At 71.3% G+C, this 21,594-nt stretch carries 19 protein-coding genes and 1 riboswitch; of the genes, 10 read left to right on the forward strand and 9 right to left on the reverse strand.

What is annotated here, in order from left to right:
* Positions 1-71: 71 nt before the first annotated feature.
* The 4 genes from ACGFRF_RS23770 to ACGFRF_RS23785 all read left to right on the forward strand — a co-directional run bounded on the left by ACGFRF_RS23770 (position 72) and on the right by ACGFRF_RS23785 (position 5,582).
* Positions 72-1,415 (forward strand): sensor histidine kinase, encoded by a 1,344-nt coding sequence (locus tag ACGFRF_RS23770; protein WP_393742983.1) that lies wholly within the window; start codon positions 72-74, stop codon positions 1,413-1,415.
* A gap of 208 nt (positions 1,416-1,623) precedes the next feature.
* Positions 1,624-2,283, forward strand: coding sequence for a LuxR C-terminal-related transcriptional regulator (locus ACGFRF_RS23775; RefSeq protein ID WP_393743250.1), 660 nt, complete (start codon positions 1,624-1,626; stop codon positions 2,281-2,283).
* A gap of 316 nt (positions 2,284-2,599) precedes the next feature.
* On the forward strand, positions 2,600-4,528 hold the full coding sequence (locus ACGFRF_RS23780; protein WP_393742985.1) for a 2-oxoacid:acceptor oxidoreductase subunit alpha: 1,929 nt from the start codon (positions 2,600-2,602) through the stop codon (positions 4,526-4,528).
* Positions 4,521-5,582: a 2-oxoacid:ferredoxin oxidoreductase subunit beta gene (locus ACGFRF_RS23785; protein ID WP_393742987.1), complete on the forward strand. Its 1,062-nt coding sequence runs from the start codon at positions 4,521-4,523 to the stop codon at positions 5,580-5,582. The genes ACGFRF_RS23780 and ACGFRF_RS23785 overlap by 8 nt, the downstream gene beginning before the upstream one ends.
* Positions 5,583-5,595: 13 nt before the next feature.
* Here ACGFRF_RS23785 and ACGFRF_RS23790 read toward each other — a convergent pair whose 3' ends face one another.
* Complete coding sequence (locus tag ACGFRF_RS23790) at positions 5,596-6,042, reverse strand: winged helix-turn-helix transcriptional regulator (protein ID WP_393742989.1); 447 nt, start codon at positions 6,040-6,042, stop codon at positions 5,596-5,598.
* Positions 6,043-6,152: 110 nt separating this feature from the next.
* Here ACGFRF_RS23790 and ACGFRF_RS23795 point away from each other — a divergent pair, with 110 nt between their 5' ends.
* The 3 genes from ACGFRF_RS23795 (at position 6,153) to ACGFRF_RS23805 (ending at position 8,679) form a co-directional block, all read left to right on the forward strand.
* A complete protein-coding gene (locus ACGFRF_RS23795; protein WP_393742990.1) occupies positions 6,153-7,007 on the forward strand; it encodes an SDR family oxidoreductase in 855 nt (284 codons plus the stop codon).
* A gap of 153 nt (positions 7,008-7,160) precedes the next feature.
* Positions 7,161-8,180: an EamA family transporter RarD gene (gene rarD, locus ACGFRF_RS23800; RefSeq protein WP_393742991.1), complete on the forward strand. Its 1,020-nt coding sequence runs from the start codon at positions 7,161-7,163 to the stop codon at positions 8,178-8,180.
* 28 nt (positions 8,181-8,208) lie between these two features.
* Positions 8,209-8,679 (forward strand): VOC family protein, encoded by a 471-nt coding sequence (locus tag ACGFRF_RS23805; protein ID WP_393742993.1) that lies wholly within the window; start codon positions 8,209-8,211, stop codon positions 8,677-8,679.
* Positions 8,680-8,725: 46 nt separating this feature from the next.
* Here ACGFRF_RS23805 and ACGFRF_RS23810 read toward each other — a convergent pair whose 3' ends face one another.
* Entirely contained in the window at positions 8,726-9,871 is a 1,146-nt protein-coding gene (locus tag ACGFRF_RS23810; RefSeq protein ID WP_393742995.1) for a hypothetical protein, read from the reverse strand.
* Between the two features lie 194 nt (positions 9,872-10,065).
* Between ACGFRF_RS23810 and ACGFRF_RS23815 the strand changes: the two genes are divergently transcribed.
* Positions 10,066-10,659: a flavodoxin family protein gene (locus tag ACGFRF_RS23815; protein ID WP_393742997.1), complete on the forward strand. Its 594-nt coding sequence runs from the start codon at positions 10,066-10,068 to the stop codon at positions 10,657-10,659.
* 21 nt (positions 10,660-10,680) lie between these two features.
* Here the strand turns inward: ACGFRF_RS23815 and ACGFRF_RS23820 are convergent, their stop codons facing one another.
* The 4 genes from ACGFRF_RS23820 to ACGFRF_RS23835 all read right to left on the reverse strand — a co-directional run bounded on the left by ACGFRF_RS23820 (position 10,681) and on the right by ACGFRF_RS23835 (position 15,005).
* Positions 10,681-11,565 carry an ABC transporter permease gene (locus tag ACGFRF_RS23820; RefSeq protein ID WP_393742999.1) on the reverse strand — a complete coding sequence of 295 codons (885 nt, stop codon included), beginning with the start codon at positions 11,563-11,565 and terminating at the stop codon, positions 10,681-10,683.
* Positions 11,552-12,535, reverse strand: coding sequence for an ABC transporter ATP-binding protein (locus ACGFRF_RS23825; RefSeq protein WP_393743001.1), 984 nt, complete (start codon positions 12,533-12,535; stop codon positions 11,552-11,554). Before ACGFRF_RS23825 ends, ACGFRF_RS23820 begins: the two co-directional genes overlap by 14 nt.
* A 34-nt stretch (positions 12,536-12,569) precedes the next feature.
* Positions 12,570-13,766 carry an outer membrane lipoprotein carrier protein LolA gene (locus tag ACGFRF_RS23830; protein WP_393743003.1) on the reverse strand — a complete coding sequence of 399 codons (1,197 nt, stop codon included), beginning with the start codon at positions 13,764-13,766 and terminating at the stop codon, positions 12,570-12,572.
* A 228-nt stretch (positions 13,767-13,994) separates the two neighbouring features.
* A complete protein-coding gene (locus ACGFRF_RS23835) occupies positions 13,995-15,005 on the reverse strand; it encodes a polyprenyl synthetase family protein (protein WP_393743005.1) in 1,011 nt (336 codons plus the stop codon).
* 623 nt (positions 15,006-15,628) lie between these two features.
* Positions 15,629-15,809, forward strand: a riboswitch (cyclic di-AMP (ydaO/yuaA leader).
* A 3-nt stretch (positions 15,810-15,812) separates the two neighbouring features.
* On the opposite strand from ACGFRF_RS23835, the gene ACGFRF_RS23840 reads away from it, so the two are divergent.
* Entirely contained in the window at positions 15,813-16,298 is a 486-nt protein-coding gene (locus ACGFRF_RS23840; RefSeq protein ID WP_393743007.1) for a transglycosylase SLT domain-containing protein, read from the forward strand.
* Between the two features lie 121 nt (positions 16,299-16,419).
* On the opposite strand, the gene ACGFRF_RS23845 is transcribed toward ACGFRF_RS23840, so the two are convergent.
* The 3 genes from ACGFRF_RS23845 to ACGFRF_RS23855 form a co-directional block, all read right to left on the reverse strand.
* The gene (locus tag ACGFRF_RS23845; protein WP_393743009.1) at positions 16,420-17,232 is read right to left on the reverse strand and encodes an HAD family hydrolase; all 813 of its coding nucleotides are present in this window, start codon (positions 17,230-17,232) and stop codon (positions 16,420-16,422) included.
* Positions 17,233-17,357: 125 nt separating this feature from the next.
* Positions 17,358-18,560: an FAD-dependent oxidoreductase gene (locus tag ACGFRF_RS23850; RefSeq protein ID WP_393743011.1), complete on the reverse strand. Its 1,203-nt coding sequence runs from the start codon at positions 18,558-18,560 to the stop codon at positions 17,358-17,360.
* 45 nt (positions 18,561-18,605) lie between these two features.
* A complete protein-coding gene (locus ACGFRF_RS23855; RefSeq protein ID WP_393743252.1) occupies positions 18,606-19,850 on the reverse strand; it encodes an ATP-grasp domain-containing protein in 1,245 nt (414 codons plus the stop codon).
* Positions 19,851-20,152: 302 nt separating this feature from the next.
* Here ACGFRF_RS23855 and fahA point away from each other — a divergent pair, with 302 nt between their 5' ends.
* Entirely contained in the window at positions 20,153-21,370 is a 1,218-nt protein-coding gene (gene fahA, locus ACGFRF_RS23860; RefSeq protein WP_393743013.1) for a fumarylacetoacetase, read from the forward strand.
* Positions 21,371-21,594: the final 224 nt, after the last annotated feature.

Raw genomic sequence — 21,594 nt, forward strand, 5'->3', positions numbered from 1 at the left:
GGGCGGGCGGCGGACGACTCTGGAGACACGGCTGAACCGCCGCTCGGACGAGGAGAACGGGACGACATTCGATGGCCACGGAGTACGCGCAGGGGTACGGGCGAGGGCACGGGCAGCCCGCCGGAACCGGCCACCGGCTGCCCGCAGCGCTGCGGGCGCCGTTCGAGGCACGCAGTTGGCGCGAGTTCGGCTACGTCCTGCTGAGTCTGCCGGTCTCCCTGCTGCTCTTCACCTGGGCGGTGGCGATGGTCCCGCTCGGGGCGGGCCTGCTGGTGACCTTCCTCGGCGTCCCGGTGCTGGCGGCGGCACTCGCCGGCTGCCGCGGCTTCGGCGTGCTGGAGCGGGCGCGGGCGCGCGGGCTGCTCCGGCTGGACGTGGCCGACCCCGAACCGCTGCGGGTACGCGGGCCGGGCGCGCCTGCCTGGATGGGCGCGGTCCTGAAGAGCGGAGCCTCCTGGCGGCACCTGCTGTACGCGCTGGTGCTGCTCCCGTGGGCGGTGTTCTCGTTCGCGGTGGCCGTGAGTTTCTGGACCGTCGGCTGGGCACTGCTGACGTATCCGCTGTGGTTCTGGGTGTTCCCGGCGTACGCCGGGACCGGCGGCCTGCAGATGTACGGCGACCAGCACCACAGCATCTATCTCGACAACGCGTTCGAGATCACCGTGACCGCCCTGATCGGACTGCTGTTCACCCTGGCCACGCCCTGGCTCGTCCGGGCCCTGACCACCGTGGACGGGCTGCTCGTGCGGGGGCTGCTCGGGCCGTCGTTGCTGTCGGCGCGGGTGGTGGAGCTGGAGTCGGACCGGGGGGTCGTGGTCGACACGGCCGCGGCCGACCTGCGGCGCATCGAGCGGGACCTGCACGACGGGGCACAGGCCCGGCTGGTCGGCCTGGCCATGGATCTGGGGCTGGCGAAGGAGAAGCTCCGGGAGGACCCGCAGTCCGCGGCACGGATGGTGGAGGAGGCGCACGGCGAGGTGAAGACGGCGCTGCAGGAGCTGCGCGATCTCGCGCGGGGCATTCATCCGGCGGTGCTGACCGACCGGGGCCTGGACGCGGCCCTGTCCGCGGTCGCCGCCCGCTGCACGGTGCCGGTACGGGTCGAGGTAGACCTGCCCGCCCGGCCGGCCCCGGCCATCGAGGGCATCGCCTACTTCACGGTCTCCGAGCTGCTGCAGAACATCAGCAAGCACAGCGGGGCCCGGTCCGCGTCGGTGGACGTGTGGTGCTCGGAGGACCGGCTGATGCTGCAGGTGATCGACGACGGCGTGGGCGGCGCGGAGGTCTCCCCCGGCTCGGGCCTTGCGGGACTGGCCGGCCGCCTGGACGCGGTGGACGGCATCCTCGTGGTGGACTCACCGGCCGGCGGCCCGACCCGTGTGATCGCGGAACTGCCGTGGCGGACGTCCGCATGAGCCGGACACCGGCCTGAGGCCACCCCCTCCCTGGCGGTCCCGCCGGTACGGGCGGCTGCCGGGCGGCCGACCGGACCGCCCTCGCGCCCACGACGTCATGGCCCCCTCGCCTCGATGCTGGAATGCTGGACCTCCGTACGGACGCGTCAGGGACCGACGTCGTCGCAGGGAACGGGCTGTGGGGGGCCGGAAGATCGTGGAGGACAGGGTGCGGGTGGTCATCGCCGAGGATTCAGTGCTGCTCAGGGAGGGCCTGACCCGGCTGCTGACCGACCGCGGGCACGATGTGGTGGCCGGTGTCGGGGACGCGGACGCGCTGGTGAAGACCATCGCCGACCTGGACGCGCAGGGCGCGCTGCCGGACGTGGTGGTGGCGGACGTACGGATGCCGCCGACGCACACCGACGAGGGCGTGCGGGCGGCCGTGACGCTGCGCAAGGCGCACCCGCGGCTCGGGGTGCTGGTGCTGTCGCAGTACGTGGAGGAGCGCTACGCCACCGAGTTGCTGGCCGGTTCCAGCCGGGGCGTGGGGTATCTGCTCAAGGACCGGGTCGCGGAGGTGCGGGAATTCGTCGACGCGGTGGTGCGCGTCGCCGAGGGCGGTACGGCGCTGGACCCGGAGGTGGTCGCGCAGCTGCTCGGGCGCAGCCGCAAGCAGGACGTGCTGGCGGGGCTCACCCCGCGCGAGCGGGAGGTGCTCGGGCTGATGGCCGAGGGGCGTACGAATTCGGCGATCGCCCGGCAGCTGGTGGTCAGCGACGGGGCCGTGGAGAAGCACGTCAGCAACATCTTCCTGAAGCTGGGTCTGGCCCCGAGCGACGGCGACCACCGGCGCGTTCTGGCCGTTCTCACCTATCTGAACTCGTGACGGACGCGTCCGGCGTCGTACCGGACGTCTCCGGACCGTGACGGGCGGGCACGGCGGCGGTGGCGTGGCACCGCCGTCCGGGACCGTGTCGGACGGGAGCGGAAGGGGAGAACCGGGGGACGCGCGGGGAGCGCCTTGAGAGGCGCTTGAGGGATGCGGGACATCATGGGAGGTCAGCGCGACAGGCCGTCTCGAAATGTCATCCGATCCGTGGATGCCCTCGGGAAGGTGACCCTAACCGACGTAGGGTTGATCCTGGGATGGTCCGTGGGACAGACCACGCCCCGGACAGCCGCCTCGAAGGAGGTCCAGTTCAGTGACCAGCCAGGTCAGCAGCCCAGCGGAGCAGACCGACGGATCGGTCGTGGCAGAGCAGCGCAAACCGGGCGGAGCCAAGGACGTTCGGCGCCTGGACCGGGTGATCATCCGGTTCGCGGGGGACTCGGGTGACGGCATGCAGCTCACCGGGGACCGCTTCACCTCGGAGACCGCGTCCTTCGGCAACGACCTCTCCACCCTCCCGAACTTCCCCGCCGAGATCCGCGCCCCCGCCGGCACCCTGCCCGGCGTCTCCTCGTTCCAGCTCCACTTCGCCGACCACGACATCCTCACCCCGGGCGACGCGCCGAACGTGCTGGTCGCGATGAACCCGGCCGCCCTGAAAGCGAACATCGGCGATCTGCCGCGCGGCGCCGAGATCATCGTCAACACCGACGAGTTCACCAAGCGGGCCCTGCAGAAGGTGGGCTACGACAGCTCGCCCCTGGAGGACGGCTCGCTCGACGGCTACAGCCTCCACCCGGTGCCGCTCACCACGCTCACGGTGGAGGCGCTGAAGGAGTTCGCCCTCTCCCGCAAGGAGGCCGAGCGCAGCAAGAACATGTTCGCGCTGGGCCTGCTGAGCTGGATGTACCACCGGCCCACCGAGGGCACCGAGAAGTTCCTGAGGTCGAAGTTCGCGAAGAAGCCGGACATCGCGGAGGCCAACATCGCCGCGTTCCGGGCGGGCTGGAACTTCGGCGAGACGACGGAGGACTTCGCGGTCTCCTACGAGGTCGCGCCGGCCGCCAAGGCCTTCCCGGTCGGCACCTACCGGAACATCTCCGGCAACCTGGCCCTGGCCTACGGCCTGATCGCGGCCTCGCAGCAGGCGGACCTGCCGCTGTTCCTGGGCTCGTACCCGATCACGCCGGCCTCGGACATCCTGCACGAGCTGAGCCGGCACAAGAACTTCGGTGTGCGGACCTTCCAGGCGGAGGACGAGATCGCGGGTATCGGCGCGGCGCTGGGCGCGGCGTTCGGCGGCTCGCTTGCGGTCACCACCACGTCCGGTCCGGGTGTGGCGCTGAAGAGCGAGACGATCGGGCTCGCGGTCTCCCTGGAGCTGCCGCTGCTGGTGGTCGACATCCAGCGTGGCGGCCCGTCCACCGGTCTGCCGACCAAGACCGAGCAGGCGGACCTGCTGCAGGCGATGTACGGCCGCAACGGCGAGGCCCCGGTGCCGGTGGTGGCGCCCAGAACCCCGGCGGACTGCTTCGACGCGGCCCTGGAGGCGGCCCGGATCGCCCTGACGTACAGGACCCCCGTGTTCCTGCTCTCCGACGGCTATCTGGCCAACGGGTCGGAGCCGTGGCGGATCCCGGAACTGGACGAGCTGCCGGATCTGCGGGTGCAGTTCGCGTCCGGTCCGAACCACACCCTTCAGGACGGCACCGAGGTCTTCTGGCCCTACAAGCGCGATCCGCAGACCCTGGCCCGGCCGTGGGCGATCCCGGGCACGCCGGGCCTGGAGCACCGCATCGGCGGCATCGAGAAGCAGGACGGCACGGGCAACATCTCCTACGACCCGGCCAACCACGACTTCATGGTCCGCACCCGCCAGGCCAAGGTCGACGGGATCGAGGTCCCGGACGTCGAGGTCGACGACCCGCACGGCGCGCGGACGCTGGTGCTGGGCTGGGGCTCGACGTACGGCCCGATCACGGCGGCGGTACGGCGGCTGCGCGCGGCCGGGGAGTCGATCGCGCAGGCGCACCTGCGCCACCTCAACCCCTTCCCGCGCAACCTCGGAAGCGTGCTGGAGCAGTACGACAAGGTGGTCGTCCCGGAGATGAACCTGGGGCAGCTGGCCACCCTGATCCGGGCGAGGTACCTGGTCGACGCCCACTCCTACAACCAGGTCAACGGCATGCCGTTCAAGGCGGAACAGCTCGCCGCGGCGCTGAAGGAGGCCATCGATGACTGACGCCGGCAACGGGCTGCTGCAGCTGGTCCCCAAGGCCGAGGCCAAGCAGTCGATGAAGGACTTCAAGTCGGACCAGGAGGTGCGCTGGTGCCCGGGGTGCGGTGACTACGCGATCCTGGCCGCCGTGCAGGGTTTCATGCCGGAGCTGGGGCTGGCCAGGGAGAACATCGTCTTCGTCTCCGGTATCGGCTGCTCCTCCCGCTTCCCGTACTACATGAACACCTACGGGATGCACTCCATCCACGGCCGCGCCCCGGCGATCGCGACCGGGCTGGCCTCCTCCCGCCGGGACCTGAGCGTGTGGGTCGTCACCGGTGACGGCGACGCCCTGTCCATCGGCGGCAACCACCTGATCCACGCGCTGCGCCGCAATGTGAACCTGAAGATCCTGCTGTTCAACAACCGGATCTACGGGCTGACCAAGGGCCAGTACTCGCCGACCTCCGAGGTGGGCAAGATCACCAAGTCGACGCCGATGGGTTCGTTGGACGCGCCGTTCAACCCGGTGTCGCTGGCGATCGGCGCGGAGGCGTCCTTCGTGGCGCGCACGATCGACTCCGACCGCAAGCATCTGACCGAGGTGCTGCGCGCCGCCGCCGACCACCAGGGCACGGCGCTGATCGAGATCTACCAGAACTGCAACATCTTCAACGACGGTGCCTTCGACGCCCTGAAGGACAAGCAGCAGGCGGAGGAGGCGCTGATCCGCCTGGAGCACGGGCAGCCGATCCGCTTCGGTGCGGACGGCGCGCGCGGTGTCGTACGCGACCGGCAGACCGGTGACCTTCAGGTGATGACGGTGACCGAGCAGAACGAGGCGGACCTCCTCGTCCACGACGCGCACGCCGCGTCCCCGACGACCGCCTTCGCGCTGTCACGGCTAGCGGACCCGGACACCCTGCACCACACCCCGATCGGTGTCTTCCGCTCGGTGGAACGGCCGGTCTACGACACGGCGATGGCCGATCAGCTCGACACGGCGATCGAGCAGCGGGGCAAGGGCGACCTGGCCGCGCTGCTGGCCGGCGGCGACACCTGGACGGTCGTCGGCTGATCTTCTCGCTGATTCACGAGGCCCGGGACTTGGCTTCCCGGGCCTCGTCGTGTGCACGGCGGGTCTCGTCGTAGGCCCGGCGGGTCTCGTCGTAGGCCTGGCGGGCCTTCTCCACCTCGGCCATGCGGTCATGGGTCCACTGGGCCAGGGAGCGCACCTGCTCCGCCGCCTCCCGGCCGAGACCGGTGAGCGAGTAGTCGACACGGGGCGGGATGACCGGCTTGGCGTCCCGGTGGACCAGGCCGTCGCGCTCCAGGGTCTGGAGGGTCTGGGTGAGCATCTTCTCGCTGACGTCCCGGCCGCTGAACCGGCCGATGGCCCGGCGCAGCTCGCTGAAGCGGTACGGACGCTCGAGCAGCTCGATCAGGACGAGGACGCCCCAGCGGCTGGTGACGTGTTCCATCACGAGGCGGTAGGGGCACAGCGCCTCCGCGTCCACCCTCTGCTTGCTTACCGACATGCCAGTACCTTACTTGAAAGTGGGTACTTTCGTTTGGTTAGTGCAGCTCCTAGGGTGAGTGGCCTACGACATCCGCTGTCCTCACGGCATCCCCCAAGGAGTTCTGAACCATGAGCATCGTCGTCACCGGAGCCACCGGACACCTCGGCCGCCACGTCGCGGAGCAGTTGCTGGAGAAGGTTCCGGCGGAGCAGATCACCGCGGTCGTGCGCGACGAGAAGAAGGCCGCCGACCTGGCGGCCCGCGGCGTACGGCTCGCTGTCGCCGACTACAACGCGCCCGAGACCTTCGACGGCCTGTTCCGGGCCGGTGACCGGGTCCTGCTGATCTCGGGCAACGAGTTCGACAAGGGCCGGGTGCGGCAGCACCAGGTCGTCATCGACGCGGCGAAGGCGGCGGGCGTGGCGCTGCTCGCGTACACCAGCGCCCCGAGCAGCCTGACGGCCGCACTGGCGGACGACCACCGGGCCACCGAGGAGGCGCTGCTCGCCTCCGGTCTGCCGTACAGCCTGCTGCGCAACGGCTGGTACCACGAGAACTACACCGAGAACCTGGCCCCGGTGCTGGAGCACGGCGCGGTCGTCCAGGCCGCCGGTGACGGCCGGGTCTCCTCCGCCTCCCGCGCCGACTACGCGGCCGCCGCCGTCGCGGTACTGACCGGTGAGGGGCACGAGAACACGACGTACGAGCTGGGCGGCGACGAGGCGTGGGGTTTCGCGGAGTACGCGGCCGAGCTGAGCCGGCAGACCGGCAAGGAGATCGTCTACAACGCCGTCTCCGGCGAGGTGCTCAAGGGCATCCTGACCGGTGCCGGGCTGCCGGAGCCGCTCGCCGAGATCTTCGCCGGCGTCGACGCGTCGATCGAGAAGGGCGAGCTGGTCGTCTCCACCGGTGACCTGTCCCGCCTGGCCGGCCGCCCGACCACCCCCCTCGCCGAGGCGGTCACCGCCGCGCTCAAGGGCTGAACTCAAGGTCACGGGCTTGAACCGCCCCCTGGACGGTCCCTGGGCGCCCCCACCTCCACCTGTCATGACCGTATGGCGATACGGGCATGACAGGTGGGGGTGCCCGGCGCTACCTTCGTTCCCGTGCGCCTGACATGACAGGGAGGAGGGCCCGTGGCCGAGACGTCCAAGGGTGAGCACCGGATAGGCCTGCTGAACGGCTTCGCCGCCTACGGCATGTGGGGGCTGGTCCCCCTGTTCTGGCCGCTGCTCAAGCCCGCCGGAGCAACGGAGATCCTCGCCCACCGCATGGTGTGGTCCCTGGCCTTCGTCGCCGTCGCCCTGCTCGTCGTACGGCGCTGGGCCTGGGCGGGGGAACTGCTGCGCCAGCCGCGCCGGCTCGGACTCATCGCCGTGGCGGCGGCCGTCATCACCGTGAACTGGGGCGTCTACATCTGGGCCGTGAACTCCGGCCACGTCGTCGAGGCCTCCCTCGGGTACTTCATCAACCCGCTGGTCACCATCGCGATGGGCGTACTGCTCCTGAAGGAGCGGCTGCGGCCCGTGCAGTGGGCGGCGGTCGCGACCGGCCTGGCCGCCGTCATCGTCCTGACCGTCGGCTACGGCCGCCCCCCGTGGATCTCGCTCTGCCTCGCCTTCTCCTTCGCCACCTACGGCCTGGTCAAGAAGAAGGTGGGCCTCGGCGGCGTCGAGTCGCTGGCCGCCGAGACCGCGATCCAGTTCCTGCCCGCGCTCGCCTACCTGCTGTGGCTCGTCGCGCACGGCGAGAGCAGCTTCGTCGACGACGGGACGGGGCACGCCGCCCTGCTCGCCTCCACCGGCATTGTCACCGCGATACCGCTGGTCTGCTTCGGCGCGGCGGCGATCCGCGTGCCGCTGTCCACGCTCGGCCTGCTGCAGTACCTGGCCCCCGTCTTCCAGTTCCTGCTCGGCGTCCTGTACTTCCACGAGGCCATGCCGCCCGAGCGCTGGGCCGGTTTCGCGCTGGTCTGGCTGGCGCTGGTCCTGCTCACGGGCGACGCGCTGCGGTCCGCGCGCCGGACGGCCCGCACGCTCACCAGGGAGACCGGAGGGCCCCGCACCACCGCGGCGACCGGCGCGGTGGGGGCCGCACGGAAGACGCAGAACGTGGCCTCCGGGTCCGAGCCGGATCCCGAGACCGCGAGGCGGTAGACGGCGGTCACGGCTATAAGTGGTCACCATGACCCGGACACCCGCACCTGCCCCGCTGCACTGGAAACTCGTCATCGACGCGGGCGACCCGCACGCCCAGGCCGACTTCTGGGCCGCCGCCCTGCACTACACGGCCGAGGACAACAGCGCCCTGGTCGAACGGCTGCTGTCCCTCGGCGCGCTGCCCGGCGAGGCCACCGTCGAGTACCACGGCCGCCCCGCCTTCCGCGACCTGATCGCCGTACGGCACCCCGACGACCCCTGCGACCCGGAGACCGGCACCGGGCTCGGCAGGCGGCTGCTGTTCCAGCGCGTGCCGGAGGCCAAGACCGGCAAGAACCGGCTCCATCTCGACCTGCACCCCGGCGAGGGGCTACGCGCGGACGAGGTGGCCCGGCTGGAGGCACTGGGTGCGCGGGTGCTGCGCGAGGTGACGGAGCCCTCCGGCGCGTGGGTGGTGATGGCGGACCCGGAGGGCAACGAGTTCTGCGTGCAGTAGGCCTGGTGCGACGGGTTCCGCTGGGCTGCTGGTACCGGTCCTCCCCTCACGCCCGTGCGGCGCGGGCCGCCCGGTCGGTCAGGCGGACCATGCGGGCGCGGGCGGACTCCAGGGGGCCGGGGTCGTCGGCCGCGGGCCCCGGCTCCGCGGTGAGGCCGGTCCACAGCTCGATCAGGTCGCGGCCCATCCGCAGTCCCTCCTCCGGGTCGCGCACCGCACGCCAGGCGGTCGCCGCGCTCTGCACGTTGCCGTAGGCCGCCTCCGCGTCCCGCGCGTCGCGGCGCAGCCGGGCGAGCTCCAAGGACAGCTGGAAGGCGCGGACCGGGTCGCCCGCCAAGTAGGCGATGTAGGCGGTCAGTTCCCGCAGGTGCAGCACCTCGGCATGGCGGGGGCCCAGCACGGCGGACGCCTCGGTGACCGTGCGGTCGGCGAGTTCCGCCGCCGCCTCGATACGGCCCGCGCGCACGGCCTCGTTGATCCGTGTCATCGGCTCGGTGAGCAGCTCGGCCCCCTCCGCGGTCTCGGTCACGGGCCCGTCCCCCAGCACCTCCTCGGCGACGGCGTCGAACCCTCGGGGCGGCGTGGGGGTCGAGGAGGTGGGACGCTCCGCATCGGCGGACACGGAGGCGAGGACCGATGCCGCTTCCCGCACCGCCGTGGGCGCGGGCGTGGCGGCCGCGTGCGCGCCCATGTCCACCGGTGCGTACGAGCGGGTCTCCGGCCTGTCGGCGCGGGTCTCCGGCGCGTCCCCGAGGACGGTCGCCGGCCTCTCGGCGACGGTCACCGGTGCGTCCATGACGGGCGGGGGCCCGAACTGCCCCGTCGGCGCCTGCACCGTCCCGGCCGGCCGGGACCGCGGTTCCGGAGCCACGTCCACCGCCCCCGGCACCTCCCCGGAAGTCACCCGAACGGGTTCCCCCGTCACCCGGCTCGAGCCGTCGGCCGAGACCTCCAGGGGGACCACGCAGCCCGCGCGGTCGTCCTGGATGGTGGCGCGTATCGGGGTGCCGAGGCTGATGGCCAGGCACTGGAGGTGGTTCAGGACGGCCTGCTGGATCTCTTCGCCCGGTGCCGCCACGACGGACGTCCCGTCCACCGACGCGCCTCCCGCGCCGAACACCCGGACGGCCACCGCCGCCGGATGCGCCGCGGGCTGCTGCGCCCGCTTCTTCTCGAAGCTGAGTCGAGACATCGGTACTTCCTCACTCCCCGGCGCCGCGATCCGGTCGTACGCGTCCTGCCGACCAGTGTGTCGGCTGCCCCCGGCTTCCGCGTCACCGCGACGTCACAGCCTCGCACCAGCCGCACCCTGGAGAAAATTGCTTGCGTGTGCATAAAATGCAGACGCCTTTATTTTTGGTAGGACACCGCTCCACTGGGGGACCCATGAGCCGCCGCTTCCTCTTCGTCCTGGGCAGCGCCCGCGCCGAGGGCAACACCGAGTTCCTGGCCCGCACGGCCGCCGAACAGCTTCCCGGTGACGTCGAACAGCGCTGGATCCGCCTCGCCGAGCACCCACTGCCGGACTTCGTGGACCTCAGGCACGACAGCGACCACGTACGGCCGCCCTCGGACACCTCCACCGGCCTGCTGCTGGACGCCACACTCGCGGCCACGGACATCGTGATCGCCTCGCCGCTGTACTGGTACTCGGTGTCCGGCCTCACCAAGACCTACCTGGACCACTGGTCCGCCTGGCTGCGCACCCCCGGCCTCGACTTCAAGGCGACGATGGCCGGCCGCACGCTCTGGGGCATCGCCGCACTCGCGGACCACGAGCCGTCGGTCGCCGACCCCTATGCGGGCACCCTCAACAACTCGGCCGCCTACCTGGGGATGCGCTTCGGCGGCGTTCTGCTGGGCAACGGCAGCAAGCGCGGCGACGTACGGAACGACACCGAGGCGCTGGCGCGCGCGAAGACGTTCTTCGCGCAGGACGCGCCCCTCGCCCGCTTCCCGTACGAGACCGCGTCAGGGTGAGGGGACCGACGTACCGGGGGCTCAGGCGCTGATGTCCTTCGCCGTGAAACGCGCCCAGGCGGCCGAACCGAACACGGCCGCGTACAGGGCCTGGAGGCCGAGGTTCTTCACCAGGTCGTCCCAGTACACGGGGTCGCGCATCAGATCGGCGAAGGACAGCCAGTAGTGCGAGAAGAAGTACGGCTGGAACGCGTGCAGCTGAGGTATCTGGTCGAGGATCTGAACGGTGATGAGCAGACCGACGGTGGTCGCCATCGCCGCGATGCCGCTGTTGGTGAGGGTCGACACGAACAGGCCGAGGGCCGCCACGCCGACCAGTGAGGCGGCGACGATCAGGGCGATCAGCAGGGCCCGCCCCAGTCCCTCGGTGAAGCTGATCCGGGTGCCGGAGATCGTCATCAGATCACCGAGCGGGAAGAGCAGGGCGCCGACGGCCAGCGCCGAGCCGGCCACGACCAGGGTGGCCAGGACGCAGAACGCCATCACGGTCGTGTACTTGGTCAGCAGCAGGCGGGTGCGCCCGGCCGGGGCGACCAGCAGATAGCGCAGGGTGCCCGCGCCCGCCTCACCCGCGATCGCGTCGCCCGCGACGACGCCTACGGCCATCGGCAGGAAGAACGGCAGGGTCGCGGCCAGCGCCGTGAACACCAGGAACAGGCCGTTGTTGGTGATCTGCGTGATGAACGCCGGGCCCTCGCCGCCACCCCCGCCCACCGCCGAGCCGCCCCGCGTCTCGATCTTCACCGCGATCCCGACCAGCACCGGCACCGCGGCCAGCACCCCGAGCAGGGCGAGCGTGCGCCAGCGGCGGAGCGTGGTGACGAGCTCGCTGCGCAGCAGCCCGAAGGTCCACAGGGGACTCGGCCGGCGCCCGGCCGGCACCGCGATCGCCTCAGCCCGCGACATCGAAGCCCTCCCCCGTCAGTGCCACGAACGCGTCCTCCAGCGAGGCCCGTTCGAGCGTGAGACCCCGGACCCGGACACCCGCAGTGACCAGGGCCGCGTTCACCTCGGCGAGATCCCGCACCGGCGGCTCGCCGGTGACCCGGTCGCCGTCGGCGGTGACATCCCCGACGCCCTGCTCCTTGAGCACCCGGGCCGCCTCGGCCGCGTCCGGGGTGGTCACCACCAGCCGGCCGCGCGCTCCGGCCGCCAGGTCGGCCACCGGGCCCTGGGTGACGAGCCTGCCCTGCGCCATGACCGCCGCGTGGGTGCACACCTGCTCGATCTCGTCGAGGAGGTGCGAGGAGAGGAAGACGGTCGTACCGTCGGCGGCCAGCTCCCTGATCAGGGTGCGGATCTCGCGCATGCCCTGGGGGTCGAGGCCGTTGGTCGGCTCGTCCAGGACGAGCAGCCTGCGCGGCTGGAGCAGAGCGGCGGCGAGGCCCAGGCGCTGCTTCATGCCGAGCGAGTACGCCTTCGCCTTCTTGCCCGCGGCCGCCGCGAGTCCCACCCGGTCCAGTGCGGCGGCGACGCGGGCTCGCCGGGTGCGGGGGTCCGCGGCCGGGTCGGCGGCGTCGTAGCGCAGCAGATTGTCACGGCCGGAGAGGAAGCCGTACAGCGCGGGCCCCTCGATCAGCGCGCCGACCTGCGGGAGGACGGCACGGGCCGACCGGGGCATGGGGCGGCCCAGCACGCGGGCCGTGCCCGCGGTCGGCTCGATCAGCCCCATCAGCATGCGGATGGTGGTGGTCTTGCCGGAGCCGTTCGGGCCGAGGAAGCCGAAGACGCTGCCCGCCGGGACGGTCAGGTCGAGACCGTCGACGGCGAGCTGCCCGCCGCGGTAGCGCTTGGTGAGGCCGCGCGTGGCGATGACGCTCGCCGACGCGTCCCCGGGGTCGCGCTCCTCCCGCTGCGTGGCGGACGGTGCGTCCATCGGCTCCCCCTCGATTCGTCGTGCCCGGGAAGGGTTACTTCCCCGCGTCCGCCGCCTTCACCAGGGCGTCCTTGGTCACCGCGCCGGCGTAGATCGTGCCGTCGTCGGTGATCAGGGCGTTGACCAGGCGAGTGGAGAAGACCGTGCCCTTGCCGAACTTGCCGGAGACCTTGTCCCCGAGCGAGCCGAGGAAGCCGCCGAGGTCTCCGCCCCGGGAACCGGTCGGCAGGCCGCCCCCGGCGCCGGTGTCGAAGGTGACGACGGACGTCCAGCCCTTGCCGAGGACCGTGGCCCCGTCCAGGCCCTTGCCGAAGTCCTCGCCGGCCTTCGGGGCGTGCTCCCGCGCCGCGGAGTCCTTCTCCTCGGTGACCTTCGCGCCCTTGGGCGGGGTGAAGTCGAAGGTGGAGGCGGCCGGCCTGGCGAAGGAGACCTGGGTGAAGCCGGCGTCGACCACGGCGGCGCCACCGCTCTTCGGGGTCAGCGTGAACTTCAGCGGCAGCCCGGTCTTCGCGTCCACGGCGATGCTGATCGCGCCGACCGTGGTGCCGGACTGCTTGGGCCTGATCAGCAGCTTGTAGGCGTCGCGGCCGGCGACCTGCGCGGTGCCGTCGACGGTGACGGACGTGGTGTCGTCCACCGCCTTCAGGGCCTCGTCGGCGAAGTCCTTGGGCGTGGCCGGCGGCTGCGCCTTGCGGTCCTTGCCGGAGTCGGCCGCGGTGGAGTGGTAGACCTCGTTGCTCTTGCTGTCGTAACCCCAGACGTCCCTGCCGTCGTGGATGAGGTTGTACTCGGCGCCCCGCTCCAGCACGGACAGCTTCTGCCGGTCCGGGCCGTCGGCCGCCACGCGCAGGGTGTGCGTGCCGCTGACCAGCTCGGTGAGCTTGGACTGCGGGTCGGCGGAGGAGCCGTCGCCGGAGCCCTGCGCCGCCCCGGAGGCGAAGCTGCTCTCCAGGCCGCCGAGGTCGGGCAGACCCAGGTCGGTGTTGATCTTCACGGTGCCGGACAGCTGCTGCACGTCCGACTTGGCGATCTTCTCGATGAGCTGCTGTGCGGTGATCTTGGGCAGGTCGGGGTCACCGGAGTCGGCGAGCGCCGGGACCAGCCCGATCGTGGCCGCCGCCACCCCCACCACCGCGACCGGGACGACATACCGGGCGGCCTTGCGGCGGCCGGAGCGCGCGTCCTCGTCCCGCGCGGCGCCCACTGCGTCGTCGGATTCGTACGGTGCCATGTGTGCCTTACCTCCGTCGTCGGCGGCGGCTGTCCTCACGCTGGTCCACCTTTGCCGCCATTCTCACCCGAATCGGTGAGGAGTGGTGATTTCCGTGGTTACCATCTGACCAAATCGGCCGTGAGGAATCGTCAGACCTCGGAGGCAACTCCGTCTACGCCTGCGGTATGACACGTAGGGCCTGCGGCTCCCCCGACCCGTAGGGGTCGCACCGCCGCCGTACGGCGGCTAGCCGGCGCGGTGCACCACCGCGTCGCACAGCTCGAGCAGGGCCGCCTTGGCGTCGCACTCCGGCAGCGGCGCCAGCGCGCCCCGCGCCTCCTCCGCGTACCGGACGGTGTCCCGGCGGGCCTGCTCCAGCGCGGGGTGCGCGCGCAGCGCGGCCAGCGCCTCGGCGAGCCGGGCGTCGTCGCTGAGGTCGGAGTCCAGCAGCTCGCACAGCGCGAGGTCCTCGGGCAGCCCCAGCCGGGCGGCACGCTCACGCAGCCGGAGCACGGGCAGCGTCGGGATGCCCTCGCGCAGGTCGGTGCCCGGGGTCTTGCCGGACTCGCGGGAGTCGGAGGCGATGTCCAGGACGTCGTCCGCGAGCTGGAAAGCGACCCCGAGCCGTTCGCCGTACTGGGTGAGCACGTCGACGACCGTCTCGTCGGCGCCGGACATCATGGCGCCGAACCGGCAGGAGACCGCCACCAGGGAGCCCGTCTTGCCGCCGAGCACGTCCAGGTAGTGCTCGACCGGGTCGCGGCCGTCCGAGGGGCCGGCGGTCTCCAGGATCTGGCCCGTGACCAGCCGTTCGAACGCGAGGGCCTGCACCCGGACCGCCTCGGGGCCGAGGTCGGCGAGGATCTGGGAGGCACGGGCGAAGAGGAAGTCGCCGGTGAGGACCGCGACGGAGTTGCCCCAGCGCGTGTTGGCGCTGTCCACGCCGCGCCGCACGGCCGCCTCGTCCATGACGTCGTCGTGGTACAGCGTGGCGAGGTGGGTCAGCTCCACGACCACGGCCGACGGCACGACGCCCGGCGCGTAGGGGTCGCCGAACTGTGCCGCGAGCATCACGAGCAGCGGCCGGAACCGCTTCCCGCCCGCCCGCACGAGGTGCTGCGCGGCCTCCGTGATGAACGGGACCTCACTCTTGGTGGCCTCGAGCAAGCCTTCCTCGACAGCCGCCAATCCGACCTGGACATCGGCTTCCAGAGCCTGGTCCCGCACGCTCAGCCCGAACGGCCCGACGACGGTCACGAGGGGTCTCCTGTCTGCTGGTGTCTGCTGGCGGTCACACGGTTTGTCGATAGGTCGCTGCCATCACTCGAGTCAGCGTATCCGGTCCTCTTTCGATCACCGATAGCGCCCACCGGTCCAGCCCGGGCGGTATCGGATCATGACCGGTATGGTTTTGATCGGCTATTAAGAACGGACATTTATCGACTTAACAGGAACCTGCACGCTTTGTCGCGGCGGGCACATGGCCACGCCCGAATCCGCCCGGACGGCCCACCCTCCTGACCGGCACCTCCTTCCGCGCACGCCGCGTCCTCCAGGAGAACGACGGGTGCCGCATTGCGGGTTCCACCGTTGCCCGACCCCGAGCGCGCACCACCCGAATCCCCCATGTCTGATTTGCTGCACTTTGCTATTTCGTGAATTGGGTCACGCGCCCTCACGACCCATCAGGCTCGCCACGGCACCCGTTCTCCCTTGCCCCGTCGGCCAGTTGAGAGTTGGCAACCGCAAAGGATCAAGTACCTCATACGGCATAGATCAAGGTCAAATAGTGCGTTGTATGAATCCAGTACTTGTTCCCGACATGTGCTCTCGCATACGTTCCGGGCCGTCGGGCGGACGCCGAATCCTGCCGCCGCCCGCGTAACCCATCGACGAACTCATTCGTACGGCAGGAGCGGGGGACCCAGGTAAGCCGCTGGACCGGACGGCACATGCCGCACCGGAACGGCTAGGGGTGAAGCCGTGCCTTTCCCGGGCACGGCCGGGCACCTCCCCGCCCGAACCCGACAGCTCACCTCGCAGGCGCCGGAGAGGAACTTCCCCATGCCTGCTGCCGTTCAGTACCGCCGTCCCCGGAACAACCGCCTCGTCCGCGCCCTCGCCGCCGTCGGCACCGGTGCCGCCGTCCTCGCGCTCCCGCTCATCGGCGCGACCACCGCCTCCGCGGCCGACACCACGACCACCGCGGCCACCACCCCCGCCGGGTACCCGAACAACCTCGACGGCTGGATCCGCGAGTCGCTCGCGATCATGGCCGAGAAGAAGATCCCCGGCACCTACAACGGCATCTACCGCAACATCATCCGGGAGTCGTCGGGCAACCCGATGGCCATCAACCTCTGGGACTCCAACGCGGCCAAGGGCATCCCGTCCAAGGGCCTGCTCCAGGTCATCGACCCCACGTTCAACGCCTACCACGTGGCCGGAACGTCGTTCAACATCTACGACCCGGTCGCCAACATCACCGCCGCCTGCAACTACGCGGCCGCGCGGTACGGGTCCATCGACAACGTGTTCGGCGCGTACTGATCCACGGCGGAACCGGCACCCGACGCACGGCGCCTCGACGTACGGCGGGCCGGTGCGCACCGGCACCTGACGGACCGGCGCGCAGCGGCCTCCGGCCGACGGCGCCGTACTGAAGTGCCGGTCAGTCGGCCGGGAAGAGTCTTTCGAGGACGACGGCGACGCCGTCGTCCTCGTTCGACAAGGTGATCTCGTCGGCCACCGCCTTGAGCTCGGGGTGCGCGTCGGCCATGGCGACCCCGCGACCGGCCCAGTCGAACATCGGGATGTCGTTGGGCATGTCCCCGAAGGCCAGGGCCTGTTCAGGACCGATCCCGAGCCGCTCGGCGGCCAGCGCCAGCCCGGTCGCCTTGGTCACCCCGCACGGCTGCAGTTCCACGGTCCCCGGACCCGACATGGTGACGGTCGCCAGCGAGCCCACCGCCGCGCGTGCGACGGCCGCCAACTCGTCGTCGCACAGGGTGGCGTGGCGCAGCAGCACCTTGCTGATGGGCTCGCTCCACAGGTCGTCGCGCCGGCCGACCCGTACCGCGGGCAGGGTCGGGTGCGGCATCAGATACCCGGGTTCGATGAGCGTGAGCCCGTCCACCCCGTCCTGGTCGACGGCAGCGTAGACCTGTCCCACCTCGGCCTCGATCTTGCCGAGCGCGGTCTCGGCCAGCTCCGGGTCCAGCCGGACCGACCACAGCAGGCGGTCGGCGGCGGCGTCGTAGACCTGAGCACCCTGTCCGCACACCGCGAGCCCCGTGCAGCCCAGGTTCGCCAGCAGCGGCCGCACCCGTGGGGCCGGGCGGCCCGTCACCACCAGATGCCGGGCGCCCGCCCGCGCGACCCGTGCGAGCGCGGCGAGCGACCGGTCGGAGACGGTGTCGTCGCCGCGCAGCAGCGTCCCGTCCAGGTCGGTGGCGATCAGTGCATATGCGGGGGTGGGTGCCATGATCAGAGAATACGGACACCGCGTCCCGCCGACTCACCGCTCTTTCCCCACACTTGCGGGCTGTTCGGCCACAAGTGGCGCCCGTGGGTTCCTGGATGGCGTGGTGCCTCTCCCCTTCACGGACCTCAGCCGTGGGCCGCGGCCAGGTGTTTCGTCAGGCGTGGAGAGGCGAACTCCGTGCCGCAGACGAAGCGCATCACCGGGCCGTACGAGGACGCCGCCGGGAGTCCGGTGAAGTACAGGCCGGGTACGGAGGAGACGTAGCCGGGGCCGAGCTTCGGGGTGCCCCGGCTCACCGCGAGCCGGGTGCGCAGCTCATGGCCGAGGAAGTCCATCGCGGCGATGTCGACGCGGTAGCCGGTGGCGGCGATGACGTGGTCGGCGGTGAGCCGCTCGGTCCGGCCGTCCAGGGAGCGGACGGTGAGGACGGGACTGCCGTCCGGGGCCTCGGCGCCCATGAGCCGCTCGATCTCCTGGACCTGCACACCGCTCTCGAAGCGCTCGCGCAGCCACCAGGCGCCGAGCGGACCGAGGACCCGGCGGACCAGGTAGTGGCGGGTGGTCTCGGGCAGGAAGCGGTAGGGGTGCGGATAGTAGCTGAGCGCCCACAGCGACCAGGCACGGCCGAACGGGGACTCGGGGCGGAACTTCGGCTGGCTCCAGGGCGGGGCGCCGAAGGCGACCCGGCCGCGCCCGCGGGCCACCACTCGCACCCGGGCGCCCGCCTCGGCCGCGAGTGCCGCCGTCTCCAGCGCGGACTGGCCGGCACCGATCACGATCAGCTCCTTGCCGGCGAAGCGGCCGAGGTCGTGGTGCTGAGCGCTGTGCGAGACGGGGCCCGCCGCAGCGGGCCCGTCGGCCGCCGCCGCGGCCAGCTCCGCCGGGAGATGGGCCAGACCGGACAGGCCGGTGGCGACGACGACCGCGCGCGCCGTGAACAACTCCCCTGAGTCCAGCTTGAGTTCGAAGCCGCCGCTCTTGTCGCGGTCGACGGAGACGACGCGCACCCGCTCCAGGTCCGGGACCAGCTTGTGCTGGAACCACTCGCCGTAGGCGATGAAGGTCTCCACCGGGATGATGTCCTCGTCGGTCACCAGGCGGCGGATACCGGCCGCGTCGCAGTAGTCGGCGAGGGTGTGGCCGGGCTGCGGGCAGTCGAGGTTGGAGGCGACAGGGGTCGACTTCAGGAGCATGCCCTCGGGCATGTGGTCGCGCCAGCTGACCATGGGGTCGCCGAAGACACGGACGGGGATGCCGCGCGCCCGCAGATGGGCGGCGGTGGACAGGCCGAACGGCCCGGCCCCGATGACTGCAACCGGTCGAATCACGAAGTCCCTCCCCAGAGACACGGTGCGCCACCTTCGTGGCCTTGCCTACTTCGTGGATGTGCCGCTGCCGCGGCGGTTGGTCCGCCACAGCTGATAGAGATGCTTCGCGCCCGGGCGCACGAAGCGGGCGAGCATCGTGAGGAACGGCAGCGGGTCGTCACCCGCGAACCAGGCCAGCTCCGTCCCGCTCGCCTTCGCCGGCGCGTGCGGCGTCGTGTAGCCGCTGCGGCGGTAGGCGAGGAGGGCGGGGAGGTCGATGTTCTCCACGATGTAGCGGTGACCGGTGCGCTGTTCCCCCTCCGGAACGCGGCGGCCGGTCAGGTCCAGGTGCATCGCACGGACGACGTCCACGCCCGACTCGCTCTCGAAGAGCCGGAACTGGGCGCCCATGCGCGGGTTGAAGTCGAGGAGTTTGTACTGTCCGTCGCGCCGGTCGAAGCGCAGGTCGAGGTCGATGATGCCGCTGAAGCCGATCTGCTTGATGAAACGCGCGGCGAGGTCGGCGAGTTCCGGGTTGTCGACGACGTAGGCGCGCGCCGTCATGCCCGCGTGCGGCGGCCAGGAGCGGACCTTGACCCCGGTGAACAGCGCGAGCGGGCTGGAGTCCCGGTCGAAGCAGGCGTGCACGATCCAGTCCTCGGCCTCCTCGCGCGGCAGGTACTCCTGGAGGATCACGCCGGGTTCCTCACCCCAGTCCCGGGCGAGCGCGAGCAGACCCTCGCGGGTGGCGATCCTCGTGGTGCCGTTCACGGCCGGCCGCGTGCGCCGGACGAACGCCTCACGGTTCTTGGCGACCACCGGGAAGCGGGCCGTACCGGCGAAGGCGGCGATGTCCTCGTACGACCGCGGGAACACGGCCGCGGGGCTCACCACGCCGTGCTCCGCGCACAGTTCGTGCAACCCCTGCTTGCTGGCGAGCCGGCGGGGCAGCGCGGGGTCCACCCGCGGGAAGAGAAAGGCACCGGCCAGCTCGTCCTGGTGTTCGGCGATCAGTACCGCGGCCTCCTCGTCCGTCGGGATCAGGACGGTCGGGCGGCCGATCCGGTGACCGATGCGCAGCAGGCCCTCGACCAGATGAGCCGGGTCCTCCGCACCGGTCGTCGGCCATACGAACGCCTTCCTCAGGTACCGCGAGGAGGCCGCCGGTGTGTACCGGTCCTCGGTGACCGCGTACATGGGCACGCCCAGGCGGCCCAGGCTGCGGATGGCGCCGACGCCGCCGTGGTGCAGCGGGTAGTCGCCGAACTTGACGATCAGCCCCGGCACGTCACGGTCGGCCTCGAACGGCACGCCGTCGGTGTTTTCGGCCACGGGTCCCCCCACGTGTCCCCCCAATGGAACGGACCCACCCCGTCCGTGCCCCCAAAGTACGCTAAGCCGGAATTGCCGCCTCCGACAAGGGCCATTGGGACATTGCTAACTCTTTAGACACTGATCGGACAGCCATTCGATCGTCCGTCGGCGATCTTCGACCGCTGACCGGGGGATGCCTGAGGACACTGCCCAAGACAGGCATCCCGGCCGTAACGTGTGCCGCGACCACATGGAACGCATCGCCATGCATGGCCCGGATGAGAGTGAGGCAGCACCCCATGCCCCCCTTCGACGTCCCCGAGGGCGACCCCTTCGGCCCGCACAACCTCCCCTATGGCGTGTTCTCGCCCGCGGGCAGCACGGAGCGGAGGGTCGGTGTCCGGCTCGGGGACCACGTCCTCGACGCGGGCGCCGCGGCCGCCGCGCTCGGCTCGCCGTACGCCTCTCTGCTCGCGCGGCCCACCCTCGGCCCCCTGCTCGCCGCGGGGCGCACGGCCTGGTCGCAGGTGCGGCGCGCGCTGACGGAGTGGGTGACGGCACCCGCGCACCGGCCCACGGTCGAACCGCTGTTCCACCCCCTGTCGTCGGTGACCCTCCATCTGCCCTTCGAGGTCGCGGACTACGTCGACTTCTACGCCTCGGAGAACCACGCCAGGAACGTCGGCAAGATCTTCCGCCCGGACGCCGAGGACTCCCTCACCCCCAACTGGAAGCACCTGCCGATCGGTTACCACGGCCGCTCCGGCACGGTCGTCGTCTCGGGCACGGACGTCGTACGACCGTCCGGGCAGCGCAAGGGCCCCGGCGACCCCGCCCCCGTCTTCGGCCCGTCGATCCGGCTGGACATCGAGGCGGAGGTCGGCTTCGTCGTGGGCGTGCCCTCCGAACTGGGCAGCCCGGTCGCGCTCGACGGCTTCCGGGAGCACGTCTTCGGGCTGTGCCTGCTGAACGACTGGTCCGCCCGGGACATCCAGGCCTGGGAGTACGTCCCCCTCGGTCCCTTCCTCGGCAAGTCCTTCGCCACCTCGGTGTCGGCGTGGATCACCCCGCTGGAGGCACTGGAGCACGCGCGCGTGGCACCACCGGAGCGTACGCACCCGCTGCTGCCCTACCTGGACGACTCGGCCCCCGGGATCGAGCCCGGCGGCTACGACCTGCGCATCTCCGTCGCGATCAACGGCCATGTGGTGTCGGAGCCGCCCTTCTCGACCATGTACTGGACCGCCGCCCAGCAGCTCGCCCACATGACGGTGAACGGCGCCTCGCTGCGCACCGGCGACCTCTACGGCTCGGGCACGGTGAGCGGGCCGGAGGAGCGCCAGCGGGGCTCCCTGCTGGAGCTGACCTGGAACGGCCGCGAGCCCCTGGAACTCCCGGACGGCAAACGCGCCTTCCTGGAGGACGGCGACGTGGTGACCCTGTCCGCGTGGGCACCCGGCGCGGACGGACGCCGCGTGGGCCTGGGAGAGGTCGGCGGACGGGTCGTGTCGGGGTGAGCGGCAGCTTGTAGCAAGCAGTCACCTCCGGCGGAGAGGAAGAAGTGCTGGAGGCGGTGCGGCCGGCGTTCCCGGAGAAGGAGGACTGCCGGAGACTCGGAGCCGAGGCGAGCCGGACTCGAAGGAAGACGGCCGGTTCGCCTCCGGCACCTGACTGGAGCCGTCTGTGACCGTCATACTGACGGGACACGCACCACGTGACGCGCCCCGACGCGTCGCCCCGC

The sequence above is a fragment of the Streptomyces sp. NPDC048521 genome (genome assembly GCF_043199855.1).
Lineage (GTDB): Bacteria > Actinomycetota > Actinomycetes > Streptomycetales > Streptomycetaceae > Streptomyces.